The organism is Variovorax sp. FW301-JW7, from assembly GCF_058788795.1.
The window spans coordinates 313,893-329,090 of sequence record NZ_JBYTBC010000004.1; the positions used below are offsets into that span (position 1 = coordinate 313,893).

The 15,198-nt window shown below is 66.2% G+C and carries 12 protein-coding genes; 1 reads left to right on the forward strand and 11 read right to left on the reverse strand.

Annotated features, from left to right (window positions below; translation table 11 throughout):
• Positions 1 to 44 precede the first annotated feature (44 nt).
• Positions 45 to 1,433, forward strand: coding sequence for a signal recognition particle protein (gene ffh, locus AC3WQM_RS13340; protein ID WP_492679287.1), 1,389 nt, complete (start codon positions 45 to 47; stop codon positions 1,431 to 1,433).
• Between the two features lie 71 nt (positions 1,434 to 1,504).
• On the opposite strand, the gene AC3WQM_RS13345 is transcribed toward ffh, so the two are convergent.
• The 11 genes from AC3WQM_RS13345 to AC3WQM_RS13395 form a co-directional block, all read right to left on the reverse strand.
• Positions 1,505 to 2,644, reverse strand: coding sequence for an AAA family ATPase (locus AC3WQM_RS13345; RefSeq protein ID WP_492679289.1), 1,140 nt, complete (start codon positions 2,642 to 2,644; stop codon positions 1,505 to 1,507).
• Positions 2,641 to 3,546, reverse strand: coding sequence for an RNA ligase family protein (locus AC3WQM_RS13350; RefSeq protein ID WP_492679291.1), 906 nt, complete (start codon positions 3,544 to 3,546; stop codon positions 2,641 to 2,643). Before AC3WQM_RS13350 ends, AC3WQM_RS13345 begins: the two co-directional genes overlap by 4 nt.
• Positions 3,547 to 3,948: 402 nt before the next feature.
• Entirely contained in the window at positions 3,949 to 4,110 is a 162-nt protein-coding gene (locus AC3WQM_RS13355; RefSeq protein WP_492679293.1) for a hypothetical protein, read from the reverse strand.
• Between the two features lie 414 nt (positions 4,111 to 4,524).
• Complete coding sequence (gene istB, locus AC3WQM_RS13360; protein ID WP_492679295.1) at positions 4,525 to 5,316, reverse strand: IS21-like element helper ATPase IstB; 792 nt, start codon at positions 5,314 to 5,316, stop codon at positions 4,525 to 4,527.
• Entirely contained in the window at positions 5,306 to 6,850 is a 1,545-nt protein-coding gene (gene istA / locus AC3WQM_RS13365) for an IS21 family transposase (protein WP_492679297.1), read from the reverse strand. Before istA ends, istB begins: the two co-directional genes overlap by 11 nt.
• Positions 6,851 to 7,355: 505 nt before the next feature.
• Positions 7,356 to 9,374 carry a glucans biosynthesis glucosyltransferase MdoH gene (gene mdoH, locus AC3WQM_RS13370; protein WP_492679299.1) on the reverse strand — a complete coding sequence of 673 codons (2,019 nt, stop codon included), beginning with the start codon at positions 9,372 to 9,374 and terminating at the stop codon, positions 7,356 to 7,358.
• A 402-nt stretch (positions 9,375 to 9,776) separates the two neighbouring features.
• Positions 9,777 to 11,165 (reverse strand): sigma 54-interacting transcriptional regulator, encoded by a 1,389-nt coding sequence (locus tag AC3WQM_RS13375; RefSeq protein ID WP_095948204.1) that lies wholly within the window; start codon positions 11,163 to 11,165, stop codon positions 9,777 to 9,779.
• Positions 11,162 to 11,770 (reverse strand): hypothetical protein, encoded by a 609-nt coding sequence (locus tag AC3WQM_RS13380; RefSeq protein ID WP_492679301.1) that lies wholly within the window; start codon positions 11,768 to 11,770, stop codon positions 11,162 to 11,164. Before AC3WQM_RS13380 ends, AC3WQM_RS13375 begins: the two co-directional genes overlap by 4 nt.
• An 85-nt stretch (positions 11,771 to 11,855) precedes the next feature.
• Positions 11,856 to 13,283 carry a sensor histidine kinase gene (locus tag AC3WQM_RS13385; RefSeq protein ID WP_489059267.1) on the reverse strand — a complete coding sequence of 476 codons (1,428 nt, stop codon included), beginning with the start codon at positions 13,281 to 13,283 and terminating at the stop codon, positions 11,856 to 11,858.
• Entirely contained in the window at positions 13,283 to 14,644 is a 1,362-nt protein-coding gene (miaB, locus tag AC3WQM_RS13390) for a tRNA (N6-isopentenyl adenosine(37)-C2)-methylthiotransferase MiaB (protein WP_492679303.1), read from the reverse strand. Before miaB ends, AC3WQM_RS13385 begins: the two co-directional genes overlap by 1 nt.
• Positions 14,645 to 14,734: 90 nt before the next feature.
• On the reverse strand, positions 14,735 to 15,193 hold the full coding sequence (locus tag AC3WQM_RS13395; protein ID WP_492679305.1) for a hypothetical protein: 459 nt from the start codon (positions 15,191 to 15,193) through the stop codon (positions 14,735 to 14,737).
• Between the last annotated feature and the right edge of the window lie 5 nt (positions 15,194 to 15,198).

Below are 15,198 nucleotides of genomic sequence, written 5' to 3' on the forward strand. Positions count from 1 at the left end.
ACTTTCCATCGGTCCGCTGCCGCGGACAACAAGGTATTTCCTTCATGGCCACCGCCCTCACCGAAAAGTTCTCCCGCCTCGTCAAGACGATGAGCGGCCAGGCGCGCATCACCGAAAGCAACGTGCAGGACATGCTGCGCGAGGTGCGCATGGCGCTGCTGGAGGCCGATGTGGCGCTGCCCGTGGTGCGCGACTTCGTCGCCCGCGTGAAAGAAAAGGCGCTCGGCCAGGAAGTGCTGGGCTCGCTCAAGCCGGGCCAGGCGCTGGTCGGCATCGTCAACCGCGAACTCGCCGCCACCATGGGCGAGGGCGTGTCCGACATCAACCTCGCGGCCCAGCCGCCCGCGGTGATCCTCATGGCCGGCCTGCAGGGCGCCGGCAAGACCACCACCACCGCCAAGCTGGCCAAGCACCTGATCGAGAAGCGCAAGAAGAAGGTGCTCACGGTGTCGGGCGACGTGTACCGGCCGGCCGCCATCGAGCAGCTCAAGACGGTGACCAAGCAGGCCGGCGCCGAGTGGTTCCCGAGCACGCCCGACCAGAAGCCGCTGGACATCGCGCGCGCCGCGCTCGACCACGCCAAGCGTCACTACTTCGACGTGCTGCTGGTCGACACGGCCGGCCGCCTCGCGATCGACGAAGTGCTGATGACCGAAATCAAGCAGCTGCACGCCGAGCTGAACCCGGTCGAAACCCTGTTCGTGGTCGATGCCATGCAGGGCCAGGATGCGATCAACACCGCCAAGGCCTTCAAGGAAGCGCTGCCCCTCACCGGCATCATCCTGACCAAGACCGACGGCGATTCGCGCGGCGGTGCAGCGCTGTCGGTGCGCCAAGTGACGGGCGTGCCGATCAAGTTCGCCGGTGTGAGCGAGAAGATCGACGGCCTCGAGGTGTTCGATGCCGAGCGCCACGCGGGCCGCATCCTGGGCATGGGCGACATCGTCGCGCTGGTCGAGCAGGTCACGGCCGGCGTCGACGTCGAAGCGGCACAGAAGCTCGCGGCCAAGGTCAAGAGCGGCGCGGGCTTCGACCTCAACGACTTTCTCGGCCAGCTGCAGCAGATGAAGCAGATGGGCGGCCTCTCCAGCCTGATGGACAAGCTGCCCCAGCAGATGGCCGCCAAGGCCACCGAGGCCGACATGACCCGCGCCGAGCGCGACATCCGCCGCAAGGAAGGGATCATCCAGAGCATGACACCGCTGGAGCGCCGCAAGCCCGAGCTGCTCAAGGCCACGCGCAAGCGCCGCATCGCGGCCGGCGCGGGTGTGCAGGTTCAGGAAGTGAACCGCCTGCTCAACGAGTTCGAGCAGATGCAGGGGATGATGAAGAAGATGAAGGGCGGCGGCCTCATGAAGATGATGAAGAAGATGGGCGGCATGAAGGGCATGGGCGGGATGGGCGGGGCCGGCGGGCCGAAGCTGCCGTTCTGAGCCGCACACACATATATATAGACACATGGACAGAAGCTCGCCGGGGGATGCCCCGGCGGGCTTCGTCGTTTTCAGGTCTGCACGTCGTAGACCGTGGCATGCGCTTCGACGGGCGCGGGCAGCTCCCAGCGATGCAGCATCCGCTCGATGCCTGCGTTCGACAGCGTCGTGTCGCGCGCGCGGTTGCGGCGCATCAGCTCGGCATGCGGCACCTCCAGGTACACGAGCTCGGTCTGCGCGTGGTACGCCCAGAGCAGGTCCAGCGTCTTGGTGCGCATCTGCTGGCTCAGGTGCGTGGCGTTCCAGACGAAATGCTCCTGCTTGCGCAGCAGCGCCTTCGCCTGGTCGACCGCGTGGTGCGCGGCGAGCCCATCGTTCTCGCCGTGCTTGAGGCCCAGCTCGGCGCGCGCGTCGTCGAAGGAAACCACCGGCCAGCCCTTGCGGTGCTGCGCCACCCAGTGGTTCTTGCCGCTCGCGGGCAGGCCGCACATCACCGTGACCTGCGAGCCTGCCGTCTGGAACAGCGGGTAGTCGGGGCTGGTGTCGGCGCCGCGGAAGTAGGCCAGGCGCGTGTGCGCGTCGGCCATCTGGCGCGGACCTTCCCAGCAGCCTTCTTCCTGTGTCAGCTGCTCGAAGAGCGCGATGTCGGCCAGGCTGTCGGCGCGCTTTTCGTAGTGGCGCCCCCGCATGTCGCAGCGCGCCACGCAGCACAGGTCGGGCAGGCTCAGCTCCCACGAAAGCTTGTGCACCAGCCACTCGGGCCGTACGCCCTTGCGCGAGGCGAAGGCGTGGAACGGCACCTGGTGCACGGCGATGATCCGGCACACGGCCTCGCGCAACGCGAAGGGCACGCGGGCCTTCCACATCAGCACGCGCACGTCGACCGAGCCCCGGCGCGAATGGCCGGGCTGGCCGATGCGGCCGCTGGCCTCGTCGATCACGGTGGTGTCGGGCTTGGCGATGTCGTGCAGCAGGCAGGCCATGAACAGCACGAAGCGGCCGTCGGCGTCGGCGCGCTGGTAGTGCGCGTCGGCCAGGAGCGCGTCGAGCACCATGCGCGTGTGGAGGCCGACGTTGCCTTCGGCGTGGTAGTACGGGTCCTGCGGCGTCTCTTCGAGGCGCAGCAGGGCCGGCAGCAGGTCGCAGCATCGGGCCCAGTCGCAGCCTTGGGCGGGCGCGGGGACCAGTGCCCGCAGATCGTCGTAAGTCATCGTGGCCTCCTTGCGTTGGTTGCCAGTTCGGCCGGATCGCGCAGCGTGCGCAGCCCCAGGTCGTGCCAGTTCACTTGCGGTGTCGGCGCGTAGAGGTCCACGCCCGGCGCCAGCTGGTTGGGCAGCACCGGCCGGCGGCTGTGGTGCGAGCCCGAGTCGAGGATGGTCTGGACGAAGTCCGGTCGCACCCACTTGTAGCGGCCCGTCACCTGCTTGCCGGATTCGGTCTTGAGGTACAGGCCCTCGGCGAGGTCGGACAGGTCGGTCTGCTGGCGCACGAGGTCGAGCGGCTGGCCTTCGTGCGCCACCGCATGCTCGAAGGCCGGTTTCCAGTCGGCACTGCGCGCCAGCGACGGCTGCACCAGCGCGCGCAATGCCTTCGCGCTGCGCGGCATCTCGCCCTCGTACAGCACAGGCACCGACAGCACCGGCCCCTCGGCCAGCAGCGCATGCCGCGCGGCGGTCGACAGGAAGCACTGCGCCTGCCGGTCGTAGAGGTCGAACTCCAGGAAGAAGGCCGGCAGCCGGTCGTACCAGCAGCTGTGCTTGGCAAAGCACCACTCGCCGTACATCACGTAGCGGTCTTCGAGCCGTTCGAGCAGCGCCGCTTCATGGGCGGCGGCCCAGTGCTTGAACAGGTTGAACTGCCGCTCGCCGGCGCCGCCTGCGAGGTAATGGCCGCGCGATTGCAGCAGCAATTCGCCTGCCGAGGTGAACGACACGGCGGCATTCGCGCCATCGAGTTTTTCCTCGATGACCACATGCTGGCCGTGCAGCGCGGACAACGGCGTCTGGCCGTCGTCGGTATCGCCGGCCTGCAGCCGCGAGCCTTCCAGGTGCGCCGTACGTGGGTACTTGAGCAGCGGGATCGACGAAAGAGAAAGGGAAGAAGGGGGAAACACGTTGGTTCTCCAGATGCAAATCAGGAAAGACCGACAACGTGCGGGAGCGAAGCTGGAAGAGGGATCGACTCGGCGGCCGCAGCGGGCCGTGCCTGTTCAGTGTGGGAACGCAGCTTGGCGCCCGACATGACCAGCGAGTGGTGTTGTCGGCGTCAGAGGGTGATGACGGCGAATCGGGGCACTTGGCGCTCCAGGGGATCGAAGGGATCCGTGGGTGGATGAAAAAACGAAGGCGCGATTCTAGCGATGCGCCATCGGCCTGATCTAGCTGTTGCACAAGACCTCTCTCAGGGAAAGTGAAACCCTTGAGGGATGCCAAAAAATCGCGACTATACGAACCTTCGTCGTACCCCTTCCTCGATGGCGTGGTTGATCAGGACGCGCGCAGTTCATCAGGGACGCCTAGACCAGCTCCTGAAACATCAAAGCAAACTCACGCAGCAAGTGGAGGTAGTCGAGAGGGAGCTTGCAGCGATCGATGCCGTGATCCCCTTTCACGAAGTGAAAGTTGATGCGGCGGGTATCGTGGGCGTTCAGCCGAGGAGCAAGCGACTTGTGCCTCATGGGCAAATGACCAAGGTGATCATTCGCTGCCTAAGAGAAGCAAACGGAAGAGCGGTTCACACTGAAGAGATTGCACAATTCCTGGCCAGCGAAATCGGAGTCGATCTAGAGCAGTATGGAACGGCAGCGATGAACATCCGGGTTCGCACTCGGCTCAAGGTGCTATGCAATGAAGGCCGAGTTCAGCGGCATCACCTCGGGGCAACAGGGAGTACAACAGGCAGCTGGTCCCTCATCCTCGATCAGTCTTAGGATTTGGATGCGCGCGCTGATCAAATATCAATTCACTTGGCCGGTGATGACCTTGCCAGTAGCCGCGCCACCATCGTGATCGACCATTTGTTGGATTCCGCCAATCTCTGACCCTAGATTTCCGTCGAATACTGACCCACCCGCTTTGTGAGCCTGAAGGCTTCACGGTGTGGATAAGTGCTTGGTGTTCTCCTTTTTAGGTTGAGGCTTTGCGGAACTGGTTTTGAACCGGAAGCTGTCGTTTCCGGTCTCCAGGATGTGGCATCGGTGCGTCAAGCGATCCAGCAATGCAGTCGTCATCTTCGCATCACCGAAGACGCTGGCCCACTCCCCGAAGCTCAGGTTGGTGGTAATCACGACGCTGGTTCTCTCGTAGAGCTTGGAGAGCAGGTGGAACAGGAGCGCACCTCCAGACTCGCTGAAGGGTAGGTAACCTAGTTCATCCAGGATCACCAGGTCCACATGCAGGAGCTTGTTGGCAATCTGACCTGTATGCCCGTTGGATTTCTCCACTTCCAGAGCGTTGACCAGTTCAATGGTCGAGAGGAACCGGACCCGGTGACGGTGGTGTTCGATGGCCTGCACCCCGATAGCGGTGGCCAAGTGAGTCTTTCCTGTTCCAGGTCCACCAACGAGAACTACGTTGTGGGCCTGATCGAGGAATTCGCATCTGTGCAGTTGCCGCACCGTGGCTTCGTTCACTTCGCTGTGCCCAAAGTCGAATCCAACCAGATCCCGATACGCAGGGAACTTGGCCAGCTTCATCTGGTAGGCCAGTGAACGTACTTCACGTTCTGCCGTTTCAGCCTTGAGCAGCTTCGATAGGATCGGCTGGGCCGCTTCGAAGGCCGGGACGCCCTGGTCGCCAAGCTCCGACACCGCGTGGGCCATGCCGTGCATCTTGAGCCTCTTCAAGAGGCTGACGATCGCGATCGTGGTCGAATCAGGTGCCATGGCGCGCCCCCTTGTCAGGTTGCGCTACCCGCAGTGAGTCGTAGCGCAGTACGTTCGCTTGCGGCTCCGTGGAGAGCTTGAGCGCTTGTGGTGCAACCACGTCAGGAACAGCAGACTTTCCGTCGACCAGGCGATGCAGGATGTTCAGGACGTGCGTCTTGGTCCCCACGCCAGCCTCCAATGCTGCCTCAACCGCGGCCAGGACCATGTGCTCGTCGTGATGCAGCACTAGCGCCAGAACTTCCACCATCTCTCGATCACCCCCGGGCTTCTTCAGCAGCATCACCTGCAGTCGTTTGAACGGCGTCGGTAGCTCTGCAAACGGTGCGCCGTTTCTGAGTGCACCGGGTTTCCTCTGCAGGACGGCCAGGTAGTGGCGCCAGTCGTAGATGGTCTGGCCAGTCACGTCGTGCCGTCGATCGACGATCCTGTTGTGCTCGCATATCACCTGGCCTTCGGCTGCCACCACCAATCGGTCGGCGTACACCCGCAGGCTGACCGGCCGATTGGCAAACGATGCGGGGACGCTGTAGCGCGTCCGGTCGAAGGTAATCAAGCAGGTCGGGGATACACGTTTGGTGTGCTCCACGAAGCCGTCAAACGCAGGCGGCGGAGGCATCAGGAAGGGTTTTTCCTGAGCCCAGATATCAGCGACAGTGCCCGGCAATTGGCCGTGGGCAATCTCCTTCCACAGCGCCTTGCACCGGACCTCGAGCCAATCGTTGAGCTCGGCCAGTGTCGGGAATGCAGGAACGGGCTGCCAGAGGCGATGACGGGCATCACGCACATTCTTTTCGATCTGGCCCTTCTCCCAGCCTGACGCCGGGTTGCAGAACTCGGCCTCAAAGAGGTAGTGGCTCACCATCGCACTAAATCGGACGTTGACGTCCCGATCCTTGCCGGTTCGGACCTTGTCCACAGCCGTCTTCATGTTGTCGTAGATCCCACGCTTGGGCACGCCGCCCAGCACGCGGAAGGCATGGTTGTGAGCGTCGAACAGCATTTCGTGGGTCTGCAGAAGGTAGGCACGCACGGTGAATGCTCGGCTGTGGCTGAGCTTCAAATGCGCGACCTGCAGCTTGGTGCGCTCGCCTGCGATCACGGCCCAATCCTCGCTCCAGTCGAACTGGAATGCCTCGCCGGGACCAAAAACCAGCGGCACGAACGTGCCGCGGCCTGCAATACGTTGCGCCTCCTGCCGAGCGGCCTGCCATTTCCGGCAGAAGGCTGCCACGCGGCCGTAGGAGCCTTCGAAGCCTAACGCGACCAAGTCTGTGTGGATCTGCCGCAGATTGCGCCGCTGTTTGCGCGATTTGGTTGCCTCGATCGCGAGCCAGGTCGCGAGCTTCTCGGCATAGGGATCGAGCTTGCTTGAACTCGCCCGCTTGGCGTAGCGCGGCTCTTCATCGCCGGCTCGCAGGTACTTCTTTACGGTGTTGCGAGACAGGCCTGTACGCCTTGCAATCTCGCGAATGGACATCTGCTCACGCAGGGCCCAGCGTCTGATGACACTCAATGTCGCCACGTCTATCACTCCTAGGATCCCCTGCTTTAAAAATGAGCAGGGTAGGGTTTTACGTGGGTCAGTCTTAGACGGAAATTACTGCGTTAGCTGGGTCAATTTTCGGCGGCAATCAACACGGGGCGTGTTTTTCATCCAATTTTGAGCCAAAAAGTGTCCAATTTTTCATGATCGCTTGACCCTGCATTCGAGCTTTTCGCCCCACGAATGAAGGCATTGGATGGATCAATTGAAATGAAAAACGTGGATCAATGTTCAGCTAATTTAGTCGGGATGGGGATCGAACCTTATGCCAAGCGTCAGGCTTGAATTAGCGACGCCTACGAGGGCGCTTCGAGCAAGCCAGCAGCAGACCAACGCGGATGGCTTAAGCCTCTCCACGTTGCGTCGAATCAACATTGCCAGATCCTTTAAGCTGTTGATTTAATTGGATTTTTGCATCAGCTAGATAAGGCCGTGCGCCATGAAAAAAGCCGACCCTGAGGCCGGCTTTTTGGAGGGCTGTGTCTTCAGCGCATCAGGCCGTGGCCAGTGCCGCCGGGCGCGCCAGGCGCAGTGCATGCATCCAGGCGCGGCGCAGCACGGCGGGCGAGCGCGATTCCTCGGGAATCAGCAGGAAGCCGCGGTCGCGCAGCGTGGTGCCCAGCGCGATCTGGCTGGTCAGCACGGTCAGCGGAATCGCCAGCAGCAGCGGCAGGCCGACGGGCATGAGCCAGATCAGCGCGCTCGGGTCGATCATGGCGACGCCGACGGCCAGCATGGCGATCACCAGCGTCATGGGGGCCAGCTGCGAGGCAGCGACCTTCCACGGCACGGCAGCGGCTTCACGCGGGGGCGACTTCCAGTCGAGCTTGATGCCGGTGAGGGCGACCAGCACGAACAGCGAGTGGGCCAGCATGCGCACCGGGGCTTGCACGATGGCCAGGCCGGCTTCGAGCACCGAGCTCTTCACCAGGCCCCACACACCGCCGTACTGGCGTTGCTCGCCGCGCATCAGCACGGCGGCGATGCCCAGCACGCGCGGCAGGAACAGCAGGCACAGGGTCCAGACCCACAGGCCGGCCAGTTCGGCAGGCAGCACGTTCCAGCTCGACACGAGGCTCGAGCCGCTCAGCCACAGGGCGGTGCCCAGCGTCAGGAACGCGAGCCACAGCGGGGCCGAGACGTACGCCATGGTGCCGGTCACGAACATCGCGCGGTGCACCGGGTGGATGCCGGGCTCGGCCATCAGGCGGGCGTTCTGCAGGTTGCCCTGGCACCAGCGGCGGTCGCGTTGCAGCTCGGCCAGCAGGTCCGGCGGTTGCTGTTCGTAGCTGCCGACCAGGTCGGACACCAGCCACACGTGGTAACCGGCACGGCGCATCAGCGCGGCTTCGACGAAGTCGTGCGACATGATGCCGCCCGACATGCCGCCGGTGCCCTTGATCGGGGCCAGCGCGCAGTGCTTCATGAAGGCTTCGACGCGGATGATCGCGTTGTGGCCCCAGTAGTGCGACTCGCCGAGCTGCCAGAACTGCATGCCCAGCGTGAACAGGCGACCCGTCACGCGCGAAGCGAACTGCTGGGCGCGGGCGTGCAGCGTGACGTGGCCGATGGCCTGCGTCGCGGTCTGGATGATGCCGGCGGTGGGGTTGGCTTCCATCAGCTTGACCATCGAGGCCAGGCAGTCGCCGCTCATCACCGAGTCGGCGTCGAGCACGACCATGTAGCGGTAGTCCTTGCCCCAGCGGCGGCAGAAGTCGGCGACGTTGCCGGCCTTGCGGTGCGTGCGGCGGGTGCGCAGGCGGTAGTACACCTCGACCTGCGGCTGGTTCGGGCTTTCGGCCAGCGCGGCGCGCAGGTCTTCCCAGGCGGCGCGCTCGGCGGCGGCGGTCTCGGGGTTGTAGCTGTCGGACAGCACGAACACGTCGAACTGCCTGGCGTGGCCGGTGGAGGCGACCGATTCGCAGGTGGCGCGCAGGCCGGCGAACACGGTGGCCACGTCCTCGTTGCAGATCGGCATGATGATCGCGGTGCGGGCCTCGGGGTTCATCGGGTGGTGGGCCACCTGTTTTGCCGAGAGGGCGTGCTTGTCACCGCGCACGGAGACATAGAAGCCCATGAGCGCAGTCACGAAGCCGGTGACGACCCAGCCCGAGAGCAGGCCGTACAGGCCGATCTGGCCGTATTCGAGCCAGACGTTGTCGTAGTCGGGTTGCACGCTGGCGAACAGCGACGACGCGATCACGGTGCTCAGCAGCGTGAGCAGCATGAAGGCGAGGCGGCGCTGGCCGGCGGCGCGTTCCCAGGCCTGCGGGGCCGGGGCGGCCTGCTTGGCGGCGGGGGCACTGTCGGCGTTGCGGCCGGCGCCCAGGCGCACGAGCATGGCGGTGCCCAGGCTGTTCCAGAAACCACGCCAGGGGCGCGGTGCCATGGAACCGCGGTTCAGCGGCGGTGCGGTGACGGCGTTGGGGTGGCGTTCTTCGCGCAGCGCGCTGCGGTGCGCGAAATCGGATTCGGCGAGGACGTTGAGGTGGGAGAAGTCGTTCGGCTTCATCGTTTCATTCACCAACGTTGCTTGTCCAGGGGGGTGTCGCCAATGGCCGGAAGGCGCTTGAAGACGCAGTCCGTGGCGGCGCCGCCGACGCCGGAGAGCGCGGTCAGCGAATGGCCCGCGGCACGGGGCCGCGAGGAGGAAAACTGCTTTTGACGCAGGCCGTCGCGCTGCGGACGCAGTGCGAAAGATGGGCTGGTAAGTGCTGTCATGCCAGTACAGGGGCAAACCCTGTGCCAGCCTGGAAAAACGCTTTCAAATCAACGACTTGGCGTGACTCGGAACCGTTTTCCGTGGGGGAGGGGCCCGCCGGGCCCCCGAACCCCCCGTTTTTGTCGCCGAATCCCGACAAGCCGGGGAGGTCCTCGGGAAACAGCCTTTCAAATCAACGACTTAGGCCTGTCGCTACTCGGCGACAGGGTCGCCACCGGGAGCGACAACGTCGGCCTTGAAGTTGCCCGGCGTGAGCTCGTGCTTCTGCAGCAGGCGGTAGAACTCGGTGCGGTTGCGGTCGGCCAGGCGGGCGGCGTCGGCCACGTTGCCGTCGGTCAGCTTGAGCAGGCCGACGAGGTAGTCGCGCTCGAAACGCTGCTTGGCCTCGGCGTAGGTGAGCACCTCCACGCTGGGCACGCGCAGCGCGCGCTGCACCAGCGCCAGCGGGATCAGCGGCGAGCCCGACAGCGCGCAGACCTGCTCCACCACGTTGTAGAGCTGGCGCACGTTGCCCGGCCACGCGGCGGTGGTGAGCGCCTTCAGCGCCTCGGGCGCGAAGCCCGACAGCCGCTTGCCGTACTTGGTCGACAGCTTCTGCAGGAAGTGGTTGGCCAGCAGCGGAATGTCCTCGCGCCGCGCCGACAGCGGCGGCAGCGTGAGCGTCACCACGTTCAGGCGGTAATAGAGGTCTTCGCGGAACTGGCCGGCTTCCATCGCGGCGTCCAGGTCGCGGTGGGTGGCCGAGACGATGCGCACGTCGACCTCGATCGACTGGCTCGCGCCCAGCGGGCGCACCGCGCGCTCCTGCAGCACGCGCAGCAGCTTGACTTGCAGCGCGGGCGGCATGTCCCCGATTTCGTCGAGCAGCAGCGTGCCGCCGTCGGCCTGCTGGAACAGGCCCTTGTGGTTGGCGTGGGCGTCGGTGAAGGCGCCCTTCATGTGGCCGAACAGCTCGGATTCGAGCAGCGCCTCGGGAATGGCGCCGCAATTGACCGCCACGAAGGGCTTGTCGGCGCGCGCGCTGGCCTTGTGGATGGCGCGCGCCAGCAGTTCCTTGCCGGCGCCGGAGTCGCCGCGCAGCAGCACGGACGCGTCCGACTTGGCGACCATGCGCGCCTCGGCCAGCAGCTCGGCCATGCGGTTGCTGCGGCTCACGATTTCCGAGCGCCAGCTGTCGTCGCCGGTCTTGCTCGGCGTGGTGGTCGGCGCGCCGAGCGCCAATGCCTGCGCGATCTTCTCGAGCAGCTCGCGCGCGTCGTAGGGCTTGGTGAGGTAGGTGAACACGCCGCGCGCCGTGGCTTCGACCGCGTCGGGAATGGTGCCGTGCGCGGTCAGCAGGATCACCGGCAGCGTCGGGTGGCGCTTGCGGATCTCGTCGAACAGCTGCAGGCCGTCGCGCCCGGGCAGGCGCACGTCGCTGAGCACCAGCTGCGGGTGCTCGATCTCGAGCTGCGTGAGCGCGGTCTCGGCCGAAGTGACGGCCGTGACCTGGTAGCCCGCCGACACCAGCCGCATCGAGAGCAGCCGCAGCATGTCCGGGTCGTCATCGACCACGAGGAGGCGGGCACCAGTGGTACTCATGGATTCGTTCGGCTTCCGTTGGATGGCGTGGGGGCCGGCGTGTTCGGCCGGGCGAAGCTGCGCTCGATGGCGCGCAGCGCCTCGATGCGGTCGTTGAGCTGGTCGATGCGGCGCTGGCTGTCGCGCAGCTGCTGCACCTGCTTGTCGCGGTCGTCCTCGACGCGGCGCTGCTCGACATAGCGTGCGGCCAGCGCCCGTGCGAGCGGATGCAGCGGCTGTGCCTCGGGCGCGGGGTTGGCGATCACGCGCTGCAGCAGGCCCAGCGCGCGCGCCAGGTCGGCCGGCACGCGGGTCTGCGCGAGCAGGAGCGCGAGCTGCATCTGCGCCGCGGGCGTCTCGCCCTGTTCGCTGACGCGCGCAATTTCGGCGCTCAGGTCGGCGCCGCCCAGCGGGCGCACCTTGTCGGCGTAGGCCAGCATGGTCGCGAGGGGCCCCTGCGTGAGCTGCGTGAAGAGCGACGCCGGCTGCGTGGCCGGCGCGCGGGGCTCGGCCTCGACCGGCACCACGCGCGGCGCGGCCACGGGCGGCGGCAGCGCGTCGGCTTCGGCCGGTGGCTTGGGCTGGGAGGCGCAGGCTGCCAGCAACAGGGCGCATGGCACGGCCATGGCCCCGGCGAAGGTGGATCTGCGGACGAACGAAAGGAACATGGGTCGAAAAAGCGCGGGGCGGTGTTGAAGGGGGTGTCCGGGGTCAGGTCGTGCGCGGCAGTTCGATGCGAAAGCGTGCACCGGGGCCGTCCGGCAGCAGGGCGATGCGGCCCCCATGGGCTGCAATGTACTCCTGCACGATGGAAAGTCCGATGCCGGTGCCTTTCACCGTGTGCTCGGGCTGGCGCTCGCCGCGGAAGAAGGGTTCGAAGATGCGGTCGCGGTCGCCCACGGCAATTCCGGGGCCGGCGTCGCACACGTCGATGTGCACCGCTTCCGGCGTGCCCGACACGGCCAGCGTGATCACGCCGCCCGCGGCCGAGAAGCGGATCGCGTTCGACAGCAGGTTGGCGATGGCGGTGCCGAGCTTGGTGCGGTCGACCGTGAGCGTGATCGGCTCGCCCTCGGCGCGCACGCGCAGGCCGTGCGCCTGCCACTGCAGGCGCTGGGCCTCGATCTGCTCTTCGATCAGCGGCAGCAGCTCGGTGCGCTCGCGGCGCAGCTCGCGGGCCTCGAAGGCGGCGGCGTTGAAGCGCAGCAGCGCCTCGATCTGGTTCTGCAGCGACACGGTGTTCTGCTGCAGGATCTGCGCCACTTCGAGCTGCGCCGGGTTCAGCGGGCCGGTCACGCCGTCTTCGAGCAGCGACACGCCCTCGCGCAGCGCCGCCAGCGGTGTCTTCAGCTCGTGCGACACGTGGCGCAGAAAGCGCGCCTTGTCGGCGTCGAGCTCGGTCAGGCGCAGGCGCAGCCATTCGAGCTGCTGCGACACGCGCCGCACGTCGGCCGGGCCGCGGATGTCGATCGGCTCGTCGAGCCGGTTCTGGCCCAGGCCGACGATGGCGTTCTCGAGCCGCTTGAAGGGGCGCGCCAGCCAGATGCCGAAGGCCAGCGCCAGCAGCACGGCCAGCACGCTGGCGGCCACCACCTCGCGCATCAGCCGGCGGCGTGCGTTCTCGATGCGCTTGGCCAGCGCGTCGTTCTGCGTTTCGATCAGGAACTGCGCCTGCTGGGCGATGTTGGTGTTCAGGGCGTCGAGTTCGCGAAACTGCATCGCCATCGTGCTTTCGCGCGCCAGGGCGCTGTCGGGGCTGCCGCCGAGCAGCCCTTCGATCACGCCGAGCTGGCTGCGCCACATGTCGATGCCGGCGGCCGGCAGGCCGTTGCGTTCCAGGCGTTCGAGCACCTGGTGCGCCTCGCGCGCCGCCTCGTCGAAGCGGCGGCGCAGCACGGCGTCGTTGAGCACCAGCGACTGGCGTCCCGCGCGTTCCATGGCCGCGCTGCGTTCGGCCAGCGACTGCGAAGCGCCCGACAGGCGCAGCGCGCGCGCGGCGGCGTCGCGGCTTTGCGTGACGAGCGCGTCGTACTGCAGCACCGAGCGCAGCGCCACGCCCACCAGCAGCGCGGTGATCAGCAAGAAGGCGAACAGCAGGAGCTGCTGGAACGAGCCCCGGACGGACGGTCGCTTCGCCATCAGTGGGCGAGCGCCGTGGCGGCAGCAGCCAGGGCCGATTCGCGCGTGACCACTTCGCCGCGCAGCGTGTAGGCCAGCGAGCGGGTGATGCGCAGGTCGGCCATCTGGCCCACGAGGCGGGCGTCGCCTTCGAAGTTGACGACGCGGTTGCAGGCGGTGCGGCCCATGAGTTCGTTCGCGTCCTTGCGCGAGGCGCCCTCGACCAGCACGCGCTGCGTGCTGCCTACCAGCGCATCGCCGAAGCGGCGCACGTTGCCGTCGATCACGCGCTGCAGCGTCTGCAGGCGTGCCAGCTTCACCTCGTGCGGCGTGTCGTCCTGCAGCGCGGCGGCTGGCGTGCCGGGGCGCGGGCTGAAGATGAAGCTGAAGCTGTTGTCGAACTGGCAGTCGTCGATGAGCTTCATCATCTTGTCGAAGTCGGCATCGGTCTCGCCGGGGAAGCCGACGATGAAGTCGCTGGACAGGGCCAGGTCGGGGCGGATGGCGCGCAGCTTGCGCACCGTGCTCTTGTATTCCATGGCGGTGTAGCCGCGCTTCATCGCCATCAGGATGCGGTCGCTGCCGTGCTGCACCGGCAGGTGCAGGTGCGAGACGAGCTGCGGCACCTTGGCATAGGCCTCGATGAGCCGCGGCGTGAACTCGTTCGGGTGGCTGGTGGTGTAGCGGATGCGCTCGATGCCGGGGATCTCGGCGACGTATTCGATGAGCAGCGCGAAATCGGCGATTTCGGCCGTGTCGCCCATGCGGCCGCGGTAGGCGTTCACGTTCTGGCCCAGCAGCGTGATCTCGCGCACGCCCTGGTCGGCCAGGCCGGCGATCTCGACCAGCACGTCGTCCAGGGGGCGGTTCACTTCCTCGCCGCGGGTGTAGGGCACCACGCAGTAGCTGCAGTACTTGGAGCAGCCTTCCATGATCGACACGAAGGCCGTGGCGCCTTCCACGCGCGCGGGCGGCAGGTGGTCGAACTTCTCGATCTCGGGGAAGCTGATGTCCACCTGCGGGCGGTCCAGGCGCTCGCGGTCGTTCAGCATCTCGGGCAGGCGGTGCAGCGTCTGCGGGCCGAACACGATGTCGACATACGGTGCGCGGGCGATGATGGCCTGACCTTCCTGGCTCGCCACGCAACCGCCCACGCCGATCTTCACGCCCTTGGCCTTCAGGTGCTTCACGCGGCCGAGGTCGGAGAACACCTTCTCCTGCGCCTTCTCGCGCACCGAGCAGGTGTTGAACAGGATGAGGTCGGCCTCGTCCACGTTCTGCGTGGGCTCGTAGCCCTGAGCGGCGTGGAGCACGTCGGCCATCTTGTCCGAGTCGTACTCGTTCATCTGGCAGCCGAAGGTCTTGATGAATACTTTTTTCATGGGGGAGCTCTCTGTGCCCTTCGCAAAGAGGAAGGGCTGCGGGGCGCGCGTGGCGCCCGCGGATTTTTGCTTGCTTGCGGCCCGGCCGCGTTACTGCGTGTTCAGCGTGTCGTTCGAGACGAACGGCCAGATGTTCAGGAACGGCTTGTTCAGCGATTCGCGGCTGGCCAGGGCCTCGTCGGGCGTCAGGATCCAGACTTCGCGCAGCAGCCCGGCGGCGTCGCGCGTGTAGTTCACGAGGTACTTCTGGCCGACGATGGCGCCGGGCATCACCAGCATGTTCTGCGGGCTGCGGATGCGCGCGCCGGCGCCCAGGCGGTCGGCCCGACCGTCGAGCTCGACGTCGGGGGCGCTGGTCACCATGAACTTGCCGCGCAGCGTGCCGATGGGGAAGTTGCGCCCGCCGTTGAGCGACTCGTTCTGGGTCTGCGGACGGGGCACCTCGTCCTGGGCGCTGGCCTGGAGGGAGAAAAGACCGGCGGCGCCGGCAAGGGCGGCGCAGATAGCGAGGGAAGTGAGCGTTTTCGTGGGTGTCTTGCAGCGGTTCATGGGGT

Coding starts and splice junctions, on each gene's coding strand:
- ffh (WP_492679287.1), top strand. CDS start 45: ATGGCCACCGCCCTCACCGAAAAGTTCTCCCGCCTCGTCAAGACGATG.
- AC3WQM_RS13345 (WP_492679289.1), bottom strand. CDS start 2,644: ATGACTTACGACGATCTGCGGGCACTGGTCCCCGCGCCCGCCCAAGGC.
- AC3WQM_RS13355 (WP_492679293.1), bottom strand. CDS start 4,110: ATGAGGCACAAGTCGCTTGCTCCTCGGCTGAACGCCCACGATACCCGC.
- istB (WP_492679295.1), bottom strand. CDS start 5,316: ATGGCACCTGATTCGACCACGATCGCGATCGTCAGCCTCTTGAAGAGG.
- mdoH (WP_492679299.1), bottom strand. CDS start 9,374: ATGAAGCCGAACGACTTCTCCCACCTCAACGTCCTCGCCGAATCCGAT.
- AC3WQM_RS13375 (WP_095948204.1), bottom strand. CDS start 11,165: ATGAGTACCACTGGTGCCCGCCTCCTCGTGGTCGATGACGACCCGGAC.
- AC3WQM_RS13380 (WP_492679301.1), bottom strand. CDS start 11,770: ATGGCCGTGCCATGCGCCCTGTTGCTGGCAGCCTGCGCCTCCCAGCCC.
- AC3WQM_RS13385 (WP_489059267.1), bottom strand. CDS start 13,283: ATGGCGAAGCGACCGTCCGTCCGGGGCTCGTTCCAGCAGCTCCTGCTG.
- miaB (WP_492679303.1), bottom strand. CDS start 14,644: ATGAAAAAAGTATTCATCAAGACCTTCGGCTGCCAGATGAACGAGTAC.
- AC3WQM_RS13395 (WP_492679305.1), bottom strand. CDS start 15,193: ATGAACCGCTGCAAGACACCCACGAAAACGCTCACTTCCCTCGCTATC.